Annotated in this window: 16 protein-coding genes; 14 read left to right on the plus strand and 2 right to left on the minus strand. The window is 70.5% G+C overall.

Features of this window, described 5'->3' with window-relative positions:
• Window positions 1-14 precede the first annotated feature (14 nt).
• The 3 genes from H8B08_RS06880 to H8B08_RS06890 all read left to right on the plus strand — a co-directional run bounded on the left by H8B08_RS06880 (window position 15) and on the right by H8B08_RS06890 (window position 3,640).
• Entirely contained in the window at window positions 15-830 is an 816-nt protein-coding gene (locus H8B08_RS06880; protein WP_187449469.1) for a transglutaminase family protein, read from the plus strand.
• 93 nt (window positions 831-923) lie between these two features.
• Window positions 924-1,871, plus strand: coding sequence for a glutathione synthase (gshB, locus tag H8B08_RS06885; RefSeq protein ID WP_187449470.1), 948 nt, complete (start codon window positions 924-926; stop codon window positions 1,869-1,871).
• 218 nt (window positions 1,872-2,089) lie between these two features.
• The gene (locus H8B08_RS06890; protein ID WP_187449471.1) at window positions 2,090-3,640 is read left to right on the plus strand and encodes a YifB family Mg chelatase-like AAA ATPase; all 1,551 of its coding nucleotides are present in this window, start codon (window positions 2,090-2,092) and stop codon (window positions 3,638-3,640) included.
• Between the two features lie 79 nt (window positions 3,641-3,719).
• Here H8B08_RS06890 and H8B08_RS06895 read toward each other — a convergent pair whose 3' ends face one another.
• On the minus strand, window positions 3,720-5,159 hold the full coding sequence (locus H8B08_RS06895; RefSeq protein ID WP_187449472.1) for a serine hydrolase: 1,440 nt from the start codon (window positions 5,157-5,159) through the stop codon (window positions 3,720-3,722).
• A gap of 264 nt (window positions 5,160-5,423) precedes the next feature.
• On the opposite strand from H8B08_RS06895, the gene H8B08_RS06900 reads away from it, so the two are divergent.
• The 3 genes from H8B08_RS06900 to H8B08_RS06910 all read left to right on the plus strand — a co-directional run bounded on the left by H8B08_RS06900 (window position 5,424) and on the right by H8B08_RS06910 (window position 9,275).
• Complete coding sequence (locus H8B08_RS06900; RefSeq protein WP_187449473.1) at window positions 5,424-5,873, plus strand: hypothetical protein; 450 nt, start codon at window positions 5,424-5,426, stop codon at window positions 5,871-5,873.
• 96 nt (window positions 5,874-5,969) lie between these two features.
• Window positions 5,970-7,499, plus strand: a complete 1,530-nt coding sequence (locus H8B08_RS06905; protein ID WP_187449474.1) for a response regulator — start codon at window positions 5,970-5,972, stop codon at window positions 7,497-7,499.
• A gap of 39 nt (window positions 7,500-7,538) precedes the next feature.
• Window positions 7,539-9,275 (plus strand): MFS transporter, encoded by a 1,737-nt coding sequence (locus H8B08_RS06910; RefSeq protein WP_187449475.1) that lies wholly within the window; start codon window positions 7,539-7,541, stop codon window positions 9,273-9,275.
• A 79-nt stretch (window positions 9,276-9,354) separates the two neighbouring features.
• Here the strand turns inward: H8B08_RS06910 and H8B08_RS06915 are convergent, their stop codons facing one another.
• Window positions 9,355-11,640, minus strand: a complete 2,286-nt coding sequence (locus H8B08_RS06915) for an NADP-dependent malic enzyme (protein ID WP_187449476.1) — start codon at window positions 11,638-11,640, stop codon at window positions 9,355-9,357.
• 168 nt (window positions 11,641-11,808) lie between these two features.
• Here H8B08_RS06915 and mutM point away from each other — a divergent pair, with 168 nt between their 5' ends.
• The 8 genes from mutM (at window position 11,809) to recF (ending at window position 21,229) form a co-directional block, all read left to right on the plus strand.
• The gene (gene mutM, locus H8B08_RS06920; protein WP_187449662.1) at window positions 11,809-12,660 is read left to right on the plus strand and encodes a bifunctional DNA-formamidopyrimidine glycosylase/DNA-(apurinic or apyrimidinic site) lyase; all 852 of its coding nucleotides are present in this window, start codon (window positions 11,809-11,811) and stop codon (window positions 12,658-12,660) included.
• A 10-nt stretch (window positions 12,661-12,670) separates the two neighbouring features.
• On the plus strand, window positions 12,671-13,549 hold the full coding sequence (locus H8B08_RS06925) for a TraB/GumN family protein (protein WP_187449477.1): 879 nt from the start codon (window positions 12,671-12,673) through the stop codon (window positions 13,547-13,549).
• A 56-nt stretch (window positions 13,550-13,605) separates the two neighbouring features.
• Window positions 13,606-14,388, plus strand: a complete 783-nt coding sequence (locus H8B08_RS06930; protein WP_187449478.1) for an enoyl-CoA hydratase — start codon at window positions 13,606-13,608, stop codon at window positions 14,386-14,388.
• A gap of 121 nt (window positions 14,389-14,509) precedes the next feature.
• Window positions 14,510-14,782, plus strand: coding sequence for a 30S ribosomal protein S20 (gene rpsT / locus H8B08_RS06935; protein ID WP_187449479.1), 273 nt, complete (start codon window positions 14,510-14,512; stop codon window positions 14,780-14,782).
• A gap of 473 nt (window positions 14,783-15,255) precedes the next feature.
• Window positions 15,256-16,677 (plus strand): chromosomal replication initiator protein DnaA, encoded by a 1,422-nt coding sequence (gene dnaA, locus H8B08_RS06940; RefSeq protein ID WP_187449480.1) that lies wholly within the window; start codon window positions 15,256-15,258, stop codon window positions 16,675-16,677.
• Window positions 16,678-16,852: 175 nt separating this feature from the next.
• Entirely contained in the window at window positions 16,853-17,971 is a 1,119-nt protein-coding gene (gene dnaN / locus H8B08_RS06945; RefSeq protein WP_187449481.1) for a DNA polymerase III subunit beta, read from the plus strand.
• 112 nt (window positions 17,972-18,083) lie between these two features.
• Window positions 18,084-20,024, plus strand: a complete 1,941-nt coding sequence (locus H8B08_RS06950) for a S9 family peptidase (RefSeq protein WP_187449482.1) — start codon at window positions 18,084-18,086, stop codon at window positions 20,022-20,024.
• 68 nt (window positions 20,025-20,092) lie between these two features.
• Window positions 20,093-21,229 carry a DNA replication/repair protein RecF gene (recF, locus tag H8B08_RS06955; RefSeq protein WP_187449483.1) on the plus strand — a complete coding sequence of 379 codons (1,137 nt, stop codon included), beginning with the start codon at window positions 20,093-20,095 and terminating at the stop codon, window positions 21,227-21,229.

The following is a 21,229-nucleotide window of genomic DNA, read 5'->3' on the forward strand; positions in this document are numbered from 1 at the left end:
GCGTTCGCTTAAGCATGACCCGCGAAGAGGCCGAAGAGGCGTTGGTCGCGGCCGGCGGTCAGCCGGACGCCAAGTTTCCGCTGCTGGAAGCCGCCATCGCCTGCGCCATCCACGACTATCCGTTCCGCGACCCGGCGCCCGCCCGCGCCCTGGCCGAGGCCGCGGCCGCGCGCCTGCGCGAGCGGCTCGACCTGGAGAGCCCGGACGAGGCCCTGGCCGAAACCCTGTCGGGCGATCTGCGCCTGGCCGGCGACCTGCTGACCTTCGAGGACCCGGCCAACACCGACGTGGTCGACGTCGCCGACCGCCGGCGCGGCCTGTCGGCGACGCTGGGCATCTTCTATCTGCACGCCGCTCGCCGCTGCGGGCTGAAGGCCGACGGCGTCGACTTCCCCGGCCACTTCCTGCTGCGGGTCGAGACCTCGGACGGCCCCGTCGCGCTTGATCCGTTCAGCCAGGGCCGGCTGGTCCTGCCCTCGGAGTTGACCCGCCGCGCGCTGCGCGCCGGCCTGACGCCCGACGTGGCCGACCGGCTGGAGGTCTTGATGGCCCCGGTCAGCGACCGCCAGGTGCTCGTCCGCCTGCAGAACACCCTGTTCGCCCGCGCCCTGGCCGCCCACGACTACGACGGGGCCGAGCGCTCGGCCCTGCGCCGCGCCTGGCTGGATCCGCACGACCACCATCCGTGGCTGGACGTGGCTTCGGCCCGCGAGAAGCAGGGCGCCCTGACCGGCGCGCTGGAAGCCCTGGCCAAGGCCCGCGAGCTGGACGGCGGCGCCGCCATCGCCGCCCACGCCGCGCGCGAGCGGGTGCGGTTGCGCCTGAACTAAGGCGCCTCTCGAAGCCTTGCGGTTCGGCCTAGCGTTCCCACCTGCCCTGAAACCGCGCTAAGCAGCGCGGGCAGCGGCGGAAGGAGAAGGCGCGTGGCTTTGAAAGTGGCGGTCCAGATGGACCCGATCGGCGCCGTCAACATCGAGGCGGACACCACCTTCATGCTGGCGCTGGAGGCCCAGAACCGCGGCCACAGCCTGTGGATCTACGGTCCTGAGACCCTGGCCCTGGAGAGCGGCCGGCTGTCCGCCCGCGGCCAGGCGGCGACCCTGCGCGCGGTGAAGGGCGACCACGTCACGCTCGGCGAGCTCGAGAGCCGCGACCTGTCGGAGATGGACGTGGTGCTGATGCGCCAGGACCCGCCCTTCGACATGGCCTACGTCACCTCGACCTACCTGCTGGAGCACGTCCACCCCAAGACCCTGGTGGTCAACGATCCGGTGGAGGTGCGCAACGCGCCCGAGAAGCTGGTCGCCCAGAAATTTCCCGAGCTGCAGCCGCCGACCCTGATAACGCGGGACGTCGCGGCCCTGGTCGACTTCCATCGCCGCCACGGCGACGTGGTGCTGAAGCCCCTGCACGGCGCGGCCGGCTCGGGCGTGGTGCGCCTGCGCGCGGACGACCCGAACCTGGAGGCGCTGCTGGAGCTGCACGCCTCGATCGGCCGCGACGCCGTGGTCATGCAGGCCTTCATCCCGGCGGTGGTCAAAGGCGACAAGCGTATCATCCTGGTCGACGGCGAGGCGGTGGGCGCCATCAACCGCGTGCCGGCCGAGGGCCACGTGCGCTCCAACCTGCGCGTCGGCGGCCGGCCCGAGCCGGTCGAGCTGGACGAGCGCGACCTGGAAATCTGCGCCAAGGTCGGGCCGTTCCTGAAGGAACGCGGCCTGCTGTTCGTCGGCCTGGACGTGATCGGCGGCTATCTGACCGAGATCAACGTGACCTCGCCGACCGGCGCCCAGCAGTTGAAGCGGTTCGGCGGGGCCGATGCGGCGGCGATCCTGTGGACGCGGATCGAGGCCATACGCGCCGCCCGCTGAGTCGTCGCCGCCGGGTCGGCCTGTGTCATCTGCATGACGAAGCCGGCCCGTGTTGATCAATGCTGTCGGCGTCGATTACACCTGTTGATGACACCGGTGGACGCGTGGATCGAAACGCGTCGCCCTGGCCGCCTTCACTTATCGTTCGCATTTCGTTCTTGAAACGGCCCCGCTGTCGCGCCTAGAGTTGTGGATAACTCCGGTATCTGGAGCGGGGCATGGTCGCACGGGTCGTCACGGTGGCGTTCGAAGGGGTCGACGCCCGTCGCGTCGACGTCGAGGTGCAGCTCACGCACGCCACCCAGGGCAGTTTCTCGGTCGTCGGCCTGGCCGACAAGGCGGTGGCCGAGAGCCGCGAGCGGGTCAGGGGCGCCTTCGCGGGCCTGGGCCTGGCCGTGCCGAACAAGCGCATCGTCGCCAACCTCGCCCCGGCCGACGTGCCCAAGGAAGGCTCGCATTACGACCTGCCGATCGCGTTGGCCCTGATGGCGGCGATCGGGGTGATCCCGCTCGACGCGCTGGACGGCTGGGCCGCGGTCGGCGAGCTGGGCCTGGACGGCCAGATCGCGCCGGTGGCCGGGGCTCTGCCCGCGGCCGTGGCGGCGGGGAGCATGGGCCTGGGGCTGATCTGCCCGGAGGGCAACGGCGCCGAGGCCGCCTGGGCCGGAGACGTGCGCCTGCTGGCCCCGCGCTCGCTGATCCAGCTGGTCAACCACTTCCGCGGCGTGCAGGTGATGGGCGCGCCCAGGGCCGGCGACCTGGCCGAGGCGCCGCCGTCGGCGGACCTGCGCGACGTGAAGGGCCAGGAGCAGGCCAAGCGCGCCCTGGAGATCGCCGCCGCCGGCGGCCACAACCTGCTGTTCGCGGGCCCCCCGGGGTCGGGCAAGTCCATGCTGGCCCAGCGCCTGCCGGGCATCCTGCCGCCGCTGACCGCGCGCGAACTCTTGGAGACCAGCATGGTCTGGTCGCTGGGCGGGCTGATCGCCAAGGGCGAGCTGACCCGCGCCCGGCCGTTCCGCGCCCCGCACCACTCGGCCAGCATGGCCGCGCTCACCGGCGGCGGCGTGCGGGTGAAGCCGGGCGAGGTCTCGCTGGCCCACAACGGCGTGCTGTTCCTCGACGAGTTGCCGGAGTTCAGCCCCCAGGCGCTGGACAGCCTGCGCCAGCCGCTGGAGACCGGCGAGGTGATCGTCGCCCGCGCCAACGCCCACGTGCGCTATCCCGCCCGGGTGCAGCTGGTCGCGGCCATGAACCCCTGCCGCTGCGGCGTGGGCGGCCCGGGCCGCGGCGCCTGCGGCAAGGCTCCGCGCTGCCAGCGCGACTACCAGGGCCGGGTGTCGGGCCCCCTTCTGGACCGCATCGATCTGCAGGTCGACGTGCCCCCCGTCACCGCCGCCGACCTCGCCCTGCCGCCCCCGGCCGAGGGCACCGCCGAAGTCGCCGCCCGTGTCGCCGCCGCGCGCGAGGCCCAGGCCGCCCGGGCCGAAGAGCTGGAGCTTTCGCCGGACGCCGCCGTCAACGCCCGCGCCTCCCAGGCCGACCTGGAGAAGGCCGCAGCCCTGGACCCGTCGGCCAAGGGCCTGCTCACCAAGGCCGCCGAGGCCGGCGGCCTGACCGCCCGCGGCTGGACCCGCACCCTGCGCCTGGCCCGCACCATCGCCGACCTCGACGGCGGCGGCCCGGTGCTGCGCCGCCACGTGGCCGAGGCGCTGATCTACCGCCGGGCGGGCATGGACGCGCCGCTGGGGGCGATGGCCGGGGCGGGGTGACCCGCATTGGGCGCCCAGGCGGAGCGGACGAACGGGGCCCGGATGTGGATCTCCAGAGCCGATGCTGGGATCGAGCGCGCTACTCTTGAGAGGCCAACATGTCGGCGATGTCTCGACCAAGGGTCTGAGCGAAGGGCGAGTCGTAGTTTCCCAAGACCGCGTAGGCGTAGCCGTTCTCCCAGATCAATCTGGCGTCGGCGTTGATGCCCGAGTGTGGGCCGCCGCCCGAATGCCCGCGTATCGTCCGGCCGCCAGGAGACGAGCGCACTTGGAAGCCCAAGGCATAGCCGCCGCTCACCTCGTTGGTCTTCGTGGTCAATTGCTCAGCCATTGCCGACGACGTCAGCTTGCCTGCTTTCAGGGCGTGCAGAAATCGCAGCATGTCCTCGGCGGTGGAAAAGACGCCACCGCACGAGTTGCCCCGATATCCGATGATCTCGGTGTTCGGTCGACGGCGGCCCAGTCCGAGCGGATCCGCGTCGTCGAACTTCATGCCCACGGCCCGGCGGTTGGGCGCGTCTCCAGCCCGATCGAATGCGGTGTCCTTCATCCCGGCACGGGCGAAAATCTCGCGCTGAACGTAGTCGTAGTAGCTTTCGCCGCTCAGCTTCTCGATGACGGCGCCGAGAACTATGAAACCCTCGTTGCTGTAGAGCCCGCCTTCGCCGGGCTGGAATCGCAGCTCGTCGGCGGCGAAGCTCGGCAGGAGATCGCCGACTTTTTCGTAGGGGCGGTTGTTGTCATAGCTCGCCCGCTCGAACAGACCGCCCAGGCCTGCAGTGTGATTGAGCAACTGTCCGATCGTCACCTTCGAGGCGAAGTCGCGGTTTGGGTAGTCCGGGAGAATCTCGGCCAGCGTGGTGTCGAGGCGAAGCGCGCCGCGCTCCATCAGCTGACCGATCGCCACCGCCGTAAACATCTTGCCCATCGACCCTGTGTGGAACCGCGTCGACAGACTCATGGGCTCGCCGGCGCCCGTATCGCCGTCCGCCCGGGACAGGATGACCCGGTCATCCTTCATGACCAGGACCACGCCTGAGAAGTCCCCCGACGCGACGGCGAAATCGATCCGATCCGTGATTGCGGCCGTCAGCTCCGCGGATGTCGCAGGGCGGTCCAGCAGCGGTCGCGGATAAGGCCGCGGCGCGGCGCTCAACACCACCGCCTCGAACTTGTCCGGATCTTCTTTGCTCGGCCGCAGGCGCACGGCGCCGCGTCGCCCCTGAGGCGTCTGGACCCAGGCGCCGACCAGTGATGACGACCGCGTCGGCTGGACGATCGTCAGGTCGTCACTGCTGGCCGCGACCTGTTTGAGGAGGCCCAGAATCTCCTCAGCGGTGTCGCTGCCTTCCGCTGCACGGTGGGCCGTCACCCACGACCGCATAGCGGCCTCATCGTCGGAATTGACCGCCTCCACGAGCCCAGCGACCAGCGGCGACACCGAGGGCGCCTGCTGTCCGTAGGCGGGGGAGATCCCCAAAATCAGCAAGCCACCCAAACCCAATGCGATCGTTCTCATGGCGCCCTCTCGACCGCCTCAGCTTGTCAGCGCGCAGCCAGAGAAAGTCGGGCCAGCGACGAAGATTCGACAAAGGCGGCATGGCTACCCGCAGGCGCTGGGGAGGCGGCCCGGTGCTGCGCCGAGGCGCTGATCTACCGGCGGGCGGGGATGGAGGCGCCGCCGGGGGCGATGGCTGGGGCGGCGGGCTGAACGGCGGCGCCTTGAAGCGGAGCCGTACTACGGCGCCCACCTGCTGAACCGGCGTCGTTCGAGGGGGCTCCCGTGTCGCTGTTTCTGCTGGCCGCGATCGCGATCGTGCTGGTGATGTTTTCCCGGACCGAAGCCGGCGAGGGCCTCGCGCGCAGCCTGGCCCGCCTGTCGTCCGGACACCTCGTGCTGGCTGCGGCCATGGTCGCCCTGGGTCTCGGGCTCTTCCTGGCCTTCGAGGGCGACGGCCTGCGTCTGTTCAGCTTCATCGCGCCTGAGCTGACCGCTTGGTTCGCCATGTTCGACATCGCCCTGCTCGTCGACGTCGCTCTCGTCGCCGTCGCGGTCTTCGCCACCACCCGCTTCCGGTCCCTGCGCGATCAGGCGGTCCTGGTCGCTCAGCGCCTGGTCTCCCGCCGGCGCGGCGGCCGCAGCCGTTCGGCCAGGACCCGCGTGCGTCGCCCGGCCGAGCCCGGCGCGGACGATCCCGACCCGGCCTGGGCCGTTTTCGCGGTCGTTGGGTAAGCCTCCCGATTCGCCCGTTCGGCGAACCCGCTTCGCGCTTGAGGGGACGTTAACGCGAACCATGCCAGCCTCCGGCGACGAGCGGGGGAGGGAAGCATGTCCGAAGAGGCGGCCGCCGAGCGGTTGAAGGCGCGGGAAGACTTCCTTCGCCTGATGAGCCACGAGATCCGCACGCCGCTGAACGGCGTGATCGGCATGCTGGGCCTCTTGGCCCGCACCAAGATGGACGGGGCCCAGCGGGCTTATCTGTCCGGCGCGCGCGAGAGCGCCGACCACCTGCTCTCCCTGGTCAACGACCTCTTGGACTTCGCCCGCATCGAGGCCGGCCGGCTGGAGCTGGAGGCCGCGCCGGTCGATGTCGAGCGGCTGGTGCAGAGCGTGGCCGAGCTGCTGTCGCCCCGGGCGCACGAGAAGGGCCTGGAGCTGGCCTGGGCGGTCGACGCCGACGTCCCCGACGTGCTGGCCGACGACGGACGGCTGCGCCAGATCCTGTTCAATCTCGCCGGCAACGCGGTGAAGTACACCGAGACCGGCGGGGCGCTGATCTCGGTCAGGCGCGCCGGCGGCCGCGGCAAGAAGGCCAAGCTGCGCTTTTCCGTGCGCGACACCGGCCCGGGCGTGCCCGAGGCGGCGCGCGAGCGGGTGTTCGAGGAATACGGCCACGCCCAGCCCCAGCACGCCTGCCGCTACGACAGCGCGGGTCTCGGCCTGGCGGTGGTCAAGCGCCTGGTCGAGGCCATGGAGGGCGCCGTCGGCGTCTCCGCAGCAGCCGGCGGCGGTTCCGAATTCTGGTTCGAGGCGAGCTTCCCGACCGTGGCGGCCGAGCCGCGCGAGACCCCGCTGGAGGGCCTGACCGTGGCCATCGCCTCGCCCTCGGCCCTGGTCCGCGAAGCGGCCGGCCGGCAGGTCGAGGCCGCCGGCGGCACGATCGCCGCGGCCGCGTCCATGGAGGCTGTGACCGCCGCCCCCGACGCGGTGGTGCTGGTCGACCACGCCCTGGCCGTCGAGGCCGGCACGCTGGTGCCCCGGCCGCGCGACCGCAAGGCCATCGTCCTGCTGCGACCGGAGCAGCGCGAGCTGATCGAGAAATACCGGGGCGCCGGCTACTGCGGCTACCTGATCAAGCCGCTGCGCCGCTCGTCCTTGGCCGTACGGGTGAAGGCGGCGCTGAGCGGCCAGGTCTCCTCCGCCGGCGGCCTCGCGCCGCTGGACGACGACCGCGTGGCGCCGGCCACCATCGCCGGCGTGCGCGTGCTGCTGGCCGAGGACAATCCGGTCAACGCCCTGCTGGTCCAGACCGTGCTGCGCCGCGAGGGCTGCACGGTGGAGTTGGCCGGCACCGGCGGCGAGGTGCTGGACGCCATGACCCGCGCCCGCTTCGACCTGGTCCTGATGGACGTGCGCATGCCCGGCATGGACGGCATGGCCGCGACCCGGGCGCTGCGGGCCCGGGGCGAGGCGGCCCCCATCGTGGCGCTGACCGCCAACGCCTTTGACGCCGACCGAAAGGCCTGCATCGAGGCCGGCATGAACGACTTCCTGACCAAGCCGATCGACCCGGCGACCCTGCGCCACGCCCTGGCCCGCTGGACGAACCGCGACATGCGGGTAAAGCTGGCGTCTTAAAGGGCCGCGTCGGGGGCGGCCTAAGGCGAAGGGCGTCCCATGACCGAAATCACCGCCGAGGCCGCGCCGGCCAAGCCGCGCAAGCCAGGGATGGGCGACGTCTTCCGCGCGCTGGGACGGCCGAAGGTGGCCGTCATGCTGGCGCTGGGCTTCTCCTCGGGCTTGCCCTTCCTGCTGACCGCCGGCACGCTCGGCTACTGGCTGCGCGAGGAAGGCACGTCGCTCAAGGCGATCGGCTTCCTGTCCTGGGTCGGCCTGGCCTATTCGCTGAAATTCCTCTGGTCGCCGGTCGTCGACCGCCTCGACGCGCCCATCGTCGGCAAGATGCTGGGACGTAGGCGCGGCTGGATGCTGATCGCCCAGCTGATGGTCGGCGCGGGCCTCATCGCCATGGCCACCATCACGCCTGGCGGGGGGCTAGGGCCCATGGCCATGGCGGCCGTGGTGGTCGCCTTCGCCTCGGCCACCCAGGACATCGTCGTCGACGCCTGGCGGATCGAGGCGGCCGAGAACAGCGAGGAGCTGGGCATGCTGTCCAGCGCCTACCAGCTGGGCTACCGCTTCGCGATCATCGTCTCCGACGCGCTGATCCTGATCATCGCCAACCACACCAGCTGGGCGATCTCCTACTACGTCATGGCCGCCTTCATGGCCGTGGGCGTGTTCGGCGTGCTGCGCGCGCCCGAGCCGGACGCCACCGCGCGGCCGACGGCCGAGGCCGGCTCCAAGCGCCTCAGCCGGCGTGAGTTCTGGCTCTACAACGCCTTCCTGGCGGTCGCCGGCGCCGTGCTGGTCGGCGTGATCGAGCTGCTGCGGCTGCTGCGCGTGCTGCTGGTCGACGGGTTCGGCATCGAAGGCCTGGGCCTGAAGCCGGAGACCGCCCACGCGGGCCAGCTCATCGCCCTGGCCTTGCTGGTCGTGCCGCTGGTGCTGTTCGGCATCCGCCGCTGCCACGACCGCGGCAAGAGCGGCTGGTGGATGGCGCTGTTCTTCGTGCCGGTCGTCGGCCAGATCTGGTGGCTGATCGACCTCGGCCTGATGGGCTCGGCCAAGCGCGCCGAGCGCTTCGGCGAGCTGCCGGCGCCCATGCCGTGGCGCTCGGTGCTGTGGCGGACCTTCGAGCCGGGCCTGGGCCCGCTGGTCGCCTTCTTCAAGACCTACGGTTGGCTGGCTCTGCTGATGTTCGCCTTCATCACGCTGTACCGCCTGCCGGAGTTCGTGATGGGTCCCATGGCCACGCCGTTCTACAGCGACCTCGGCCTCGACAAGGACGTGGTCGGCGGCGTGCGCCTCAGCTTCGGCCTGGCCGGCTCGATCCTGGGCATCGCGGTCGGCGGCCTGCTGGTCGCCAAGCTGGGCTACCTGCGCGGCCTGATCGTGGGCGGCTTCTTCCAGGCCTTCGCCATCGCCGGCTTCGCCCTGCCGGCCATCTTCGGCCCGCATCCGGCCCTGTTCGCCGGCGTGATGATGTTCGACAACTTCGGCGTCTCGATCGCCGGGGTGGCGCTGGTCACCTACATGTCGACCCTGACCAGCATCGGCTACACGGCGACCCAGTACGCCCTGCTGAGCTCGGCCTACACCTTCGTGGGCAAGATCATGAAGGGCTTTTCCGGCCAGATGGTCGAGGGCCTGCAGGCCAGCGGCCACACCCTGATGCAGTCCTACGCCATCTTCTTCGTGGGCGCGGGCGTGATCGGCCTGCCGGCCATCCTGCTGTGCCTGTGGCTGACCGTGCTGAAGGAGAAGCGCGGGGCGGCGGCCGCGGCGGCGTAAAGCCCCGTCATCGGCACAAAGAAAAAGGCGCGGCGGTCCGGGACCGCCGCGCCTTTGTCGTTTCGGGCTCGCGCCGAGCTTACGCTTGCGGCGGGGCGCCGGCGCCTTCTTCGTAGGCGGCGAAGGTGGCGGCGGTCAGGATCTGGCTGACCGAGGCCGACAGCGGCACGATCTGCACCGACTTCTCCAGGCCGATCAGCAGCGGGCCGATCACCGTCGCCCCGCCGACCGCCTGGACCAGGCGGGTGGCGATCGAGGCCGAGTGGATGGCCGGCATGACCAGCACGTTGGCCGGCGCGGTCAGGCGCTGGAACGGGTAGTTGGTCCACAGCGCCGGATCGAGCGCGACGTCCGGCGGCATGTCGCCCTCGTATTCGAAGTCGACGTCCTTGCGACGGTCCATCATGCGCACCGCCTCGTGCACCTTCTCGCCGCGCGGGCCCTTCGGATTGCCGAAGGTCGAGTAGGACAGGAAGGCGACGCGCGGGGTGTGGCCGATCTGGCGGACGGCGCGGGCCGCCTGCATGGCGATCTCGACCAGGTCGGCGCTGTCGGGCAGCTCGGTGATCGAGGTGTCGGCGATGAACAGGGTGTGGCCCTTGGCCAGCACGATCGACACGCCGATCGGGCGGCCCACGGGATCGAGCACCCGGCGCACGTCCTCCAGCGCCTGGTCGAAGTTGCGGGTGACGCCGGTGATCATGGCGTCGGCGTGGCCGCAGGCGACCATGGCCGCGGCGAAGCTGTTGCGGTCTAGGTTGATCAACCGTTGGACGTCGCGGCGCAGGTAGCCGTCGCGCTGCAGCCGGCGGTACAGGTAATCGACGTACTCGGCGTTGCGGTGCGACAGCCGGGCGTTGATGACCTCAAGGCCCAGCTCCTCGAAGCGCAGGCCGGCCTCTTCGCTGTTCTTGCGAATCAGCTCCTCGCGGCCGACCAGGATCGGGTTGCCCAGCCCTTGCGTGCGCAGGGCGTAGGCCGCGCGGATCACCGCCGGCTCCTCGCCCTCGGCGAACACCACGCGCTTGTTCGGCGCGGAGACCACGGCGGCGGTGATCTGCTGCATCAGGCCGGCCGACGGGTCGAGGCGGCGCTTCAGGTGGGCCTTGTAGGCCTCCATGTCGTCGATCGACTTGCGGGCGACGCCGGTCTGCATGGCCGCCTGGGCCACGAACGGCGGGATGTACCAGATCAGCCGCGGGTCGAACGGGGTCGGAATGATGTACTCCGGCCCGAACTTCAGCTTGCGGCCCTGGTAGGCGGCGGCCACCTCGTCGGGCACGTCCTCGCGCGCCAGCTGGGCGAGCGCCCGGGCGGCGGCGATCTTCATCTCGTGGTTCACGCGGCGGGCGCGCACGTCGAGCGCGCCGCGGAAGATGTAGGGGAAGCCCAGGACGTTGTTGACCTGGTTCGGGTAGTCCGAGCGGCCGGTGGCCACGATGGCGTCGTCGCGGACCTCGCGCACCTCTTCCGGGGTGATCTCCGGATCCGGGTTGGCCATGGCGAAGATGATCGGCCGCGGCGCCATGGTCGCGACCATCTCCTTGGTCAGGGCGCCCTTGGCCGACAGGCCGATGAACACGTCGGCGCCGACCATGGCCTCGGCCAGGGTGCGGTGCGGGGTGTCGGTGGCGTGGGCGGCCAGCCACTGGTTCATGCCCTCGGAGCGGCCGCGATAGACCACCCCGTGCAGATCCACGACCGTGGTGTTCTCGGCCTTCACGCCCATCGCCTTCATCAGGCTCAGCGACGACAGGCCCGCCGCGCCGGCGCCGCACAGCACCAGCTTCACGTCCTCCAGCCGGCGGCCGGTGACCTCGCAGGCGTTGATCAGGCCGGCCGACGAGATGATCGCCGTGCCATGCTGGTCGTCGTGGAACACCGGGATGTCCAGCAGGTCCTGCAGCTGGCTCTCGATGACGAAGCACTCGGGGCTCTTGATGTCTTCGAGGTTGATGCCCCCGAAGGTCGCGCCGATGTTCTTCACCACGGTGATGAACTCGTCGGGGTCCTGGGTGGCCACTTCGATGTCGAAGGAGTCGATGTCGGCGAAGCGCTTGAACAGCACCGACTTGCCTTCCATCACCGGCTTGGCCGCCATGGCGCCCAGGTTGCCCAGGCCCAGGATGGCGGTGCCGTTGGTGATGACGGCGACCATGTTGCCCTTAGACGTGTAGTCGTAGGCGGCGTCGGGATCGGCGGCGATCGCCCGAACCGGCACGGCCACGCCCGGCGAATAGGCCAGCGACAGGTCGCGCTGAGTCGCCATGGGCTTGGTCGGCGCCACCGCGATCTTCCCGGGCTGCGGGAGGCGGTGGAAGTTCAGGGCTTCTTCGTCCGTGAAGGTTCGCTTGTCGATCGGCATTCGAGATACGTACGTGAAAGTCGGCCGGCACCCTAACGGGCGGGCCTTAAGGAGCCAACAACGCTCGCCCCTTCGGGGGCATGAGTCGGTGGCAACCTGCCCCTAGGACACCCTGAATGCGGCGAGAAGATGCTTCGCCGGAGCGTTCGGACCGCCTATCTGATCATCATGCCCGAGCTGCCCGAAGTCGAAACCGTCCGCCGCGGCCTGCAGCCTTCGCTGGAGGGCGCGCGCCTGACCCGCGTGGTCCAGCGCCGGCCGGACCTGCGCTTTCCCCTGCCGGAGCGCTTCGCGGAGCGGCTGACCGGGGCCAAGGTGCTGGGCCTTCACCGCCGGGCCAAGTACCTGCTGGCGGAGCTGGACACCGGCGAGACCTGGATCACGCACCTGGGCATGACCGGCCGCTTCACCGTGGGCGCGGTGACGCCCGGAGCCTTCGCCCACGCCGCGCCGGCCGACGAGAAGCACGAGCACCTGGTGTTCGAGACCGGGGCGGGGGCGCGCATCGGCTACGCCGACGCCCGGCGGTTCGGATACATGGGCCTGATCCCGACCGCCGCGCTGGAGGACGACCCCTGGTTCCGCGGCCTGGGGCCCGAGCCGCTGGGCAACGCCTTCAGCGCCGCCTGGCTGGCCGAGGCCTTCGCCGGCAAGAGCCAGAACGTGAAGGTCACTCTGCTGGACCAGCGGGTCGTGGCGGGGCTGGGCAACATCTACGTCTGCGAGGCCCTGCACCGTTCGCGCGTCTCGCCCCTGACGCCGGCCGGGAAGATCAGTCGAGAGCGGCTGGAGCGCCTGGCCGTGGCCGTGCGCGAGGTGCTGGCCGAGGCGATCGAGGCCGGCGGCTCCACCCTGCGCGACTTCGCCAACGTCGAGGGCGACCTCGGCTATTTCCAGCACCGCTTCCGCGCCTACGGCCGCGAGGGCGAGCCCTGCGTCACGGAAGGGTGTCGCGGGGTGGTGCGCCGGATCGTGCAGGCCGGGCGTTCCACCTTCTATTGCCCCGTGTGCCAACGCTGAGGCCGCTCCCGTGAGGTTCGCCGCCGTCCTGCTCGCCGCTCTTCTCGCCGCCTGCGGCCCCGCGGCGCAGGCCGAGCCGGCGATCTGGCGGATCAAGGACGCCGACGGGACGATCACCCTGTTCGGCTCGGTGCACCTGCTGCCGCCGGGCCTGGACTGGCGCTCGGCCCGCCTGGACCGGGCGCTGGCCTCCGCCGACGAGATCTGGACGGAGATCCCGCCCGCCCCTGCGTGGAACGGCGCCGCCGCCGCCGAGGCCGCACGGCTGGGCGCCCTGCCGGCCGGCCAGAGCCTGATCGCGGAGCTGTCGCCGCAGGGGCGCGAGCGCCTGGCGCGGCTGGCGAAGTCGCTGAACGTGCCGCTGGAGCAGCTGGACCGCATGGAGCCCTGGCTGGCGGAGATCGCGCTGGCCGTGGCCTTCCACCGCGCTCACGGGGCGGTGCAGGACGCCGGCGTCGAGGAGGCAGTGGAGAAGGCTGTGCCGGAGGGCGCGCGCCGCCGCGCCTTCGAGACCGCCTCCGACCAGATCGCCCTGTTCGACGGCGCGCCGGTCCAGGCCCAGCTCGCCTCGCTGGAATACGCACTGAAGGAGATGGAGGACGACCCCGGCCTGTTCGACCGGCTGGTCCGCAGCTGGGCCGACGGGGACGTGTGCGCGCTGAAGCACGAGGCGCTCGACCCGCTGCAGAGGGCCGCGCCGGCCATTTACCAGCGCCTCATCGTGGAGCGGAACCGGCGCTGGGCCGACCGACTGGCGGAGGTCGCCCGTGGCGGCGGCGATGTCGTGGTGGTGGTCGGGGCCGGCCATCTGGCGGGGCCGGACGGCCTGCCGGCCTTGCTGCGGGCACGCGGGCTCAAGGTCGAGGGCCCCGCCGACCGCTGCTCTTGATCGGCGCGCGCGAACGCGCTTACGACGGCCGCGACCCTTTGCAGCGGGAGCCCGCCATGACCGCCAGCTACGCCACCCTGATCGTCGAGAAGGAAGAGGGCTACGTCGTCGTCCGCCTGAACCGGCCCGAGGCGCTGAACGCCCTGAACAGCACCCTGCTGGGCGAGCTGGGCCTGGCGCTTGACGCATTCGAGACCGACCCCGACGTGCGCTGCGTGGTGCTGACCGGCTCGGAGAAAGCCTTCGCGGCCGGGGCCGACATCAAGGAGATGTCGTCGAAGACCTATGCGGAGATGTTCACCGAGAACTTCTTCGCCCAGGCCTCCGACCGCATCGCCCGCTTCCGCAAGCCGATCGTCGCGGCGGTCGCCGGCTACGCCCTGGGCGGCGGCTGCGAGCTGGCCATGCTGTGCGACTTCATCATCGCCGCCGACAACGCCAGGTTCGGCCAGCCGGAGATCAACCTGGGCGTCGCCCCGGGCATCGGCGGCAGCCAGCGCCTGACCCGCCTGGTCGGCAAGTCCAAGGCGATGGACATGATCCTGACCGCCCGGATGATGGACGCCGCCGAAGCCGAGCGCGCGGGCCTGGCCAGCCGGGTCGTGCCGCTGGCCGAGCTGATGACCGAGGCCAGGGCCGTCGCCGCCAAGATCGCCTCCCAGTCGACCCTGGCGCTGATGATGAACAAGGAAATGGTCAACGCCGCGCTGGAGACCACGCTCACCCAGGGCGTCCAGTTCGAGCGGCGGCTGTTCCACTCCCTGTTCGCCTTCGAGGACCAGAAGGAGGGCATGGCCGCCTTCGTCGAGAAGCGGAAGCCCGCCTTCAAAGGGCGCTGATCGGAGGGGCGGCGACCAGAGTCGCGTTGACTCTCGCTCCGCCCCTGCTATATCCGCGCCTCCTGAATTTCCCGCGCCGCGGCGGACGATGTCGTGGCGCGTGCCCGTTTGAGGTTTGACGATGGCCAACAACCCCGGCGCCAAGAAGGCGATCCGCAAGATCGAACGCCGCACGGAAGTGAACAAGGCGCGCCGTTCGCGCGTCCGCACCTACCTGCGCAAGTTCGAAGAAGCGGTCGCCGCGGGCGACGTGAAGGTGGCCACCGCCGCCTTCGTCGAGGCCCAGTCCGAGCTGATGCGCGCCGTGACCAAGGGCGTGGTTCACAAGAACACCGGCTCGCGCAAGGTCTCGCGCCTGGCCGCCCGCCTGAAGAAGCTGGCCACCGCCGCCTAATTCCGGGCGACCCGTTTTGGGTCGCCTCGGACTCTCTTTCCGTCGGTCTCGCGGTAGAAGCACGCGCGCAGCCTGGGGCGGCGCGCGTCCCGCGAGTCTGATCTCGGGAAAACCTGATTTTACAGGTATTTTTAGGTCGAACGAGCGCGCCTCGTTCGACCTTTTTTCGTGTCTGTAAGAACTCGCAAATAATCACGTTCACTGAACATGTTCGCGAAAATTCGGTTTCTCCTGACGGGCGAGGGACTTATCCGAGTCAACGAAATTATCAGCCGTATGCGGCAAGAATCTTCGTTGACCCCCCGGGCTCGCTGGCTACTTTAAAACCCAACAAGGCATTCATCCCGCCACGGATGAATGACCGGCGGACCGGGGCGTTCCGCAAATAAGAACATATTGTTTTGGTTCGATTTTCAGGCAGGGCGCGGTGCGTCCTGTCGACGGTCGAGCCTTGGTCGGGGGTCGGGCTGGTTATGGCTGTGAGGCTTGAGGCGGTGACGCCTGCTGAAACGGTGTGGACGAAGGTCGCCGCCGCCCTCCGGGGCGAGCTCGGCGAGGGCGCGTTCAACTCCTACGTGGCGCCGTCGGCGGTGCGCGAGGGGTATGCGGGCGCTGTGTGCCTGGTGACCCCCACCGCCTATGCGCGCGACTGGGTTCGCCGTAACGCGCTGCGTCGCGTGGCGGAGCTGTGGCGTCAGCATGATCCGGACGGCCGTCAGCTGGACGTGAAGTCGCGCGTCGAGTTCGAGGCGGAGTCCGCCCCGGCCGCCGCCGCCGCCGCGCCGGTCGAGGCCCCGAAGCCGGCCCAGTCGGCCACCGTGATCCCGATCACCGACGGTCCGCGCGCCGTGCGCGCCGCCGGCCTGCAGGAGCGGCTGACCTTCGACACCTTCGTGCCCGGCCGCGGCAACGACTTCGCCCACGCTATGGCGCGCCAGGTGGCGACCTGGGTCGACGGCCACTTCAACCCGGTGTTCTTCCACGGCCCGTACGGCTACGGCAAAACCCACCTGCTGAACGCCATCGCCTGGGAGGCCCAGCGCCTGCGCCCGGACGCCAAGGTCATCTACCTGACCGCCGAGCGCTTCCTGTCGACCTTCGTCAAGGCGGTGATGGACCGCGCCACCGCCGCCTTCAAGGAAGAGCTGCGCGGGGCCGACCTGCTGCTGATCGACGACGTCCACTTCATCGGCGGCAAGCCCTCCTCGCAGGAGGAGCTGTTCCACACCCTGACCGCCCTGGTCGAAGACGGCCGCCGCGTCGTGCTGTCGGGCGACCGACCGCCGTCCGCCATGGTCGAGGTCGAGCCGCGCCTGCGCTCGCACCTGGGCGCCGGCCTGGTCTGCGCCATCGAGCCGGCCGACAAGCCGCTGCGCCTGGGCGTGGTCGAGCGCAAGTTCGAAGCCCTCGCGGGGCGCCAGATTGTCGACCTGCCGGCCCGTCCGGACGTCGTCGAGTTCCTGGCCGACCGCGTGCCGGGTTCGATCCGCGAGCTGGAAGGGGCGATCAACACGCTCGCCGCGGGCGCCGGCTCGCGCCTGTCCCGCCTGACGGTCGAGGAAGCCCAGGGTCTCCTGCAGCCGAACCTGCGCGGCGGGGTGGAGCGTCGGATCACAGTCGACGAGATCCAGAAGACCACGGCCGAACACTTCGGCCTGAAGCAGGCCGACCTGCTGTCGGAGCGCCGCACCCGCGCGGTCGCCCGTCCGCGCCAGGTGGCCATGTATCTGTGCAAGCAGCACACCACCCGCTCCTACCCGGACATCGGCCGGCGCTTCGGCGGTCGGGACCACACCACGGTCCTGCACGCGGTGAAGAAGATCGAGGAGCTGATGGGCAAGGACGAGCAGATCGCCCGCGACGTCGAGACCCTGTCGCGCAAGCTGCGCGGCTGACACCGGGCGCAGGTTTAAGACACGGCCGGAGCGGCGACGCTCCGGCCCTTTTCGTTTCGTCCGCAAGGGGAATCCGCCCTCGCGGGGCTTCCCTGCGGCGTCATTTTGGCTACTAATCGCAGCCCTTTCTTTTTCGGCCGCCGGATTCGGGGGGCGGCCCTGGGGCAAAGTCGAGATGCAGTTGACGATCGAGCGCGCGGCGCTCCTGAAGGCCCTCGGTCACGTCCAGAACGTGGTGGAGCGTCGCAACACCATTCCGATCCTGTCCAACGTCTTGCTGCAGGCCGGCCGTAACGGCGTGTCCTTCGCCGCGACCGATCTCGACATGGAGATCCTGGACGAGGCCGACGCCATGGTCGACGCCGAAGGCCAGATCACCGCGCCGGCGCACACCCTGTACGAAATCGTGCGCAAGCTGCCGGACGGCGCGGACGTCCAGCTCAGCTTCACCGGCGACGACCCGCGCCTGACCATCTCGGCCGGCCGCTCGCGCTTCAACCTGCCGGTCCTGCCGGCCGGCGACTTCCCGGTCATGTCCTCGGAAAGCGCCGGCGTGCGCTACACCATCCTGAAGGAAGACTTGGCCCGGCTGATCGACAAGACCCGCTTCGCCGTCTCCACCGAAGAGACCCGCTACTACCTGAACGGCCTCTACCTCCATACCGTGGTCGAGAACGGCCAGCCGAAGCTGCGCGCCGTGGCCACTGACGGCCATCGCCTGGCGCTGGCTGAAATGCCGGCGCCGGAAGGCGCGGTCGGCGGCCCCGGCGTGATCATTCCGCGCAAGACGGTGGACCAGGTCCGCCGCCTGCTCGACGACGGCTCGGGCCCGGTCGACATCCAGGTTTCGCCGGCCAAGGTGCGTTTCGAGTTCGGCCGCGCCGCTCTGACCTCCAAGGTCATCGACGGCTCCTTCCCCGACTACATGCGCGTCATCCCGCAGAACAACGAGAAGATCGCGGTGGTCGACAACGTCCTGTTCGCCAAGGCGGTGGACCGGGTGGCGACCATCTCGGCCGAGAAGTCGCGCTCGGTGAAGCTGGCGGTCGAGCCCGGCAAGGTCGTCCTGACCGTCCGCAACATGGAAGCCGGCCAGGCCGTGGAAGAAGTCGAGATGGACTACGACCACGAGCCGTTCGAGATCGGCTTCAACGCCCGCTACCTGCTGGACGTGGCCGGCCAGATCACCGGCGAGAACGCCGAGCTGCGCTTCGCCGACCCGGCCTCGCCCACCCTGGTCATCGACCCGGCCGATCAGGGCGTGCAGTACGTGCTGATGCCGCTGCGGGTGTGATCCGCTCCCGATCGCCGGTCTGAGACAAAAGCCGCTCGTCGCACGACGAGCGGTTTTTTCTTTGCCCGCCGCTGTGCTTAGCTGGCGCCCAATCAATTCGGGGGTCGCCTTCATGCGCCGCACAGCCGCGTCCGTCGCCGTTCTTTTGTTCTGCCTCGCCGGGGCCGCCAGCGCCGAGCCGGCCGCGGTCCAGCGCCGCGAGGTCGGCAACCAGATCCTGGAGAACGTGCCGGACGCGCCGGCCGAGGTGCGCGAGGGCCTGCGCCGTTACCAGAACGCCCGCGCCGCCTCCTTCCAGGACTGGCTGGCGGACGGCTCCATGCTGGTCACCACCCGCTTCGGCTCGACCAACCAGCTGCACCGGGTGACCGCGCCGGGCGCCGACCGCACCCAGCTGACCTTCTTCGACGAGCCGGTGGCCGGCGCGCAGACCGTGCCGGGCTCCGACCGCTTCGTCTTCACCAAGGACAGGGGCGGGGACGAGTGGTTCCAGCTGCACCTGGCGGGCCTGGACGGCCGCGACGTCGCCCTGACCGAGGCCGGCACGCGCAACCAGGGCCTGGTGTTCTCGCCCGACCGCAAGACCGCCATCTGGTCGCGCCAGGTGAAGGGCTCCGCCAATTCCGACATCGTGGCCGTCGATCTCGACACGCCCGCCGAGCCGCGCGTGCTGTTCAAGGGCGAGGGGCAGGTGCAGCCGCTGGACGTGTCGCCGGACGGCCGGACGGTGCTGCTGGGCCGCTACGTCTCGGCCGCGGAATCCAAGCGCTACCTGCTGGACCTGAGCACGGGCGTGGCGAAGGAGCTGGCCGCCTCCAAGGACAAGGTCGCCTGGGAGGGCGGCGTCTTCACGCCGGATGGCAAGAGCGTGCTGATGCTGTCGGACCGCGGCTCGGACGTGAAGCGTCTGGTGCGGCTGGACCTCGCCACCGCCAAGGAGACCGCGCTCACGCCCGACCTGAAGTGGGGCGTGGAGAGCTTCGACCTGTCCGAGGACGGAAACCTGCTGGCCTACGCGGTCAACGAGGACGGCTATTCCACGGTGTCGATCCTCGACCTTCGCACCGGCCGCGCGCTCCCGCAGCCGCAGCTGCCGACGGGCGTGATCGGCGGACTGGCGTTCTCGCCGGACGGCGGCAAGCTGGCCATCGGCCTGTCGACGCCGTCGACCTACGGCGACGTGTGGGCGTGGGACGTGGCGACGGGACGGCTGGACCGCTGGACCAATTCCGAGCTCGGCGGCCTGGACGCCGCCGCCCTGGTCGAGCCGCAGCTGGTGCGCTTCAAGTCGTTCGACGGCCTGTCGGTGCCGGCCTTCGTGTACAAGCCGAGGGGCGCGACCGCTAAGCTGCCGGTGATCATCGACATCCACGGCGGCCCGGAAAGCCAGACCCGCCCGGGTTTCAACGCCGGGGCCCAGTATTTCGCCGGCGAGCTGGGCGTGGCGGTGATCCAGCCCAACGTCCGCGGCTCGGACGGCTACGGCAAGAAGTACCTCAGCCTCGACAACGCCGAGAAGCGCGAGGACTCGGTCAAGGACATCGGCGCCCTGCTGGACTGGATCAAAACCCAGCCGGACCTCGATCCCGAGCGGGTGGTGGTCTACGGCCAGTCCTACGGCGGCTATATGAGCCTGGCGGTGATGACCCACTATTCCGACCGCCTGGCCGGCGGCGTCGAGCGCTACGGCATCTCCAACTTCGTGTCCTTCCTGGAGAACACCGAGGCCTACCGCCGCGACCTGCGCCGGGTGGAGTATGGCGACGAGCGCGACCCGAAGATGCGGGCGGTGTTCGAGAAGATCTCGCCGCTGAAGAACGTTGGAAAAATCAGAAAGCCCATGCTGGTCATGCAGGGCTCCAACGACCCGCGCGTGCCGCAGTCGGAGTCCGACCAGGTGGTCCGCGAGCTGCGCGCCAACGGCGTGGACACCTGGTACGTGGTGTTCAAGGACGAAGGCCACGGCTTCCTGAAGAAGGCCAACAACGACCGCCGCCGCGAGGCCGAGGCGCTGTTCCTGCAGAAGGTGCTGGGGCTGACGCCGAAGCAATAGGGCCCGTGGCGAGACGGGAAGTCTGCGCTGGCGCCTCGCTCTCACCGTGCTACGCAGGGCGCGTCCCGATGCGCTCTTCGATCTCCCGCCTCGCCCTGACCGACTTCCGGTCCTACGACCGCGCCGAGCTCGCGCCCGGCGGTGCGAGCGTGTTCCTGTTCGGGCCGAACGGGGCGGGCAAGACCAACCTCCTGGAGGCGGTCAGCTTCCTCACGCCCGGGCGGGGCCTGCGCAACGCCGCCGTGGTCGAGGTCGGCCGGCGCGCGCCGGACGAACGCACCGGCCGGGCCTGGAGCGTCGCCGCCGAGGTCGAGCTGGACGGCGAGCCCTATCGCCTGGGCACCGGCGTCGAGACTCCGACCGCCGCGCGTCGCACCGTGCGGCTGGAGGGCGAGACGGTCGCGCCGGGCCGGCTGCTGGACCTGGTGCGCCCGGTGTGGCTGACCCCGGCCCAGGACCGGCTGTTCCTGGAGGGGCGCTCGGACCGGCTGAAGTTCTACGACCGGCTGGTGTTCGCCGACGACGCCGGCCACGCGGCGGCGGTCGCCGCCTACGAGAAGGCGCTGCGCGAACGCACCCGCCTGCTGGTCGACGGCCCGGCCGACCCGGCCTGGCTGGGCGCGTTGGAAGCCCGCCTGGGCGAGGCCGGCGCGCGCATGGCGTCGGCCCGGGCCGCGACCCTGGCCGCGCTGCAGGCGGAGATCGACGCCCGCGTCGACCGGCCCTTCCCGCAGGCGGCGCTGTCGCTGTCCGGTCCGTTCGAGCGGGCCGCCGCGGCCGGGGCCGGCTATGACGCGCTGGCCGCGGACATCGCCGAGGCCATGCGCCGTTCACGCGATCGCGACGCCGCCGCCGGACGGGCGCTGGCCGGCCCGCACCGCACCGATCTGGAGGTCGTGCACCGCGAACGCGGCCGGCCTGCGGCGGAGTGCTCCACCGGCGAGCAGAAGGCGCTGATCCTGAACCTGGTGCTGGGCCAGGCTGCGCGACTTTCGCGTGCGAAAGCCCAGCCGAATCCTATATTATTGCTAGACGAAGTCGCGGCGCACCTGGACCGGTCCCGGCGCGCGGCGCTCTTCGACGAAATCACCGCGCTGGGTCTGCAGGCCTTCCTGACCGGGACCGACGAGGCGCTCTTCGAGGACCTGAAAGGTCGCGCATTGGGTGTCCGTGTCGACGCGGGTCGCCTCACAGTTCTGGACTGA

Source organism: Caulobacter sp. 17J80-11 (genome assembly GCF_014349105.1).
In the GTDB taxonomy this organism is placed as follows: domain Bacteria; phylum Pseudomonadota; class Alphaproteobacteria; order Caulobacterales; family Caulobacteraceae; genus 17J80-11.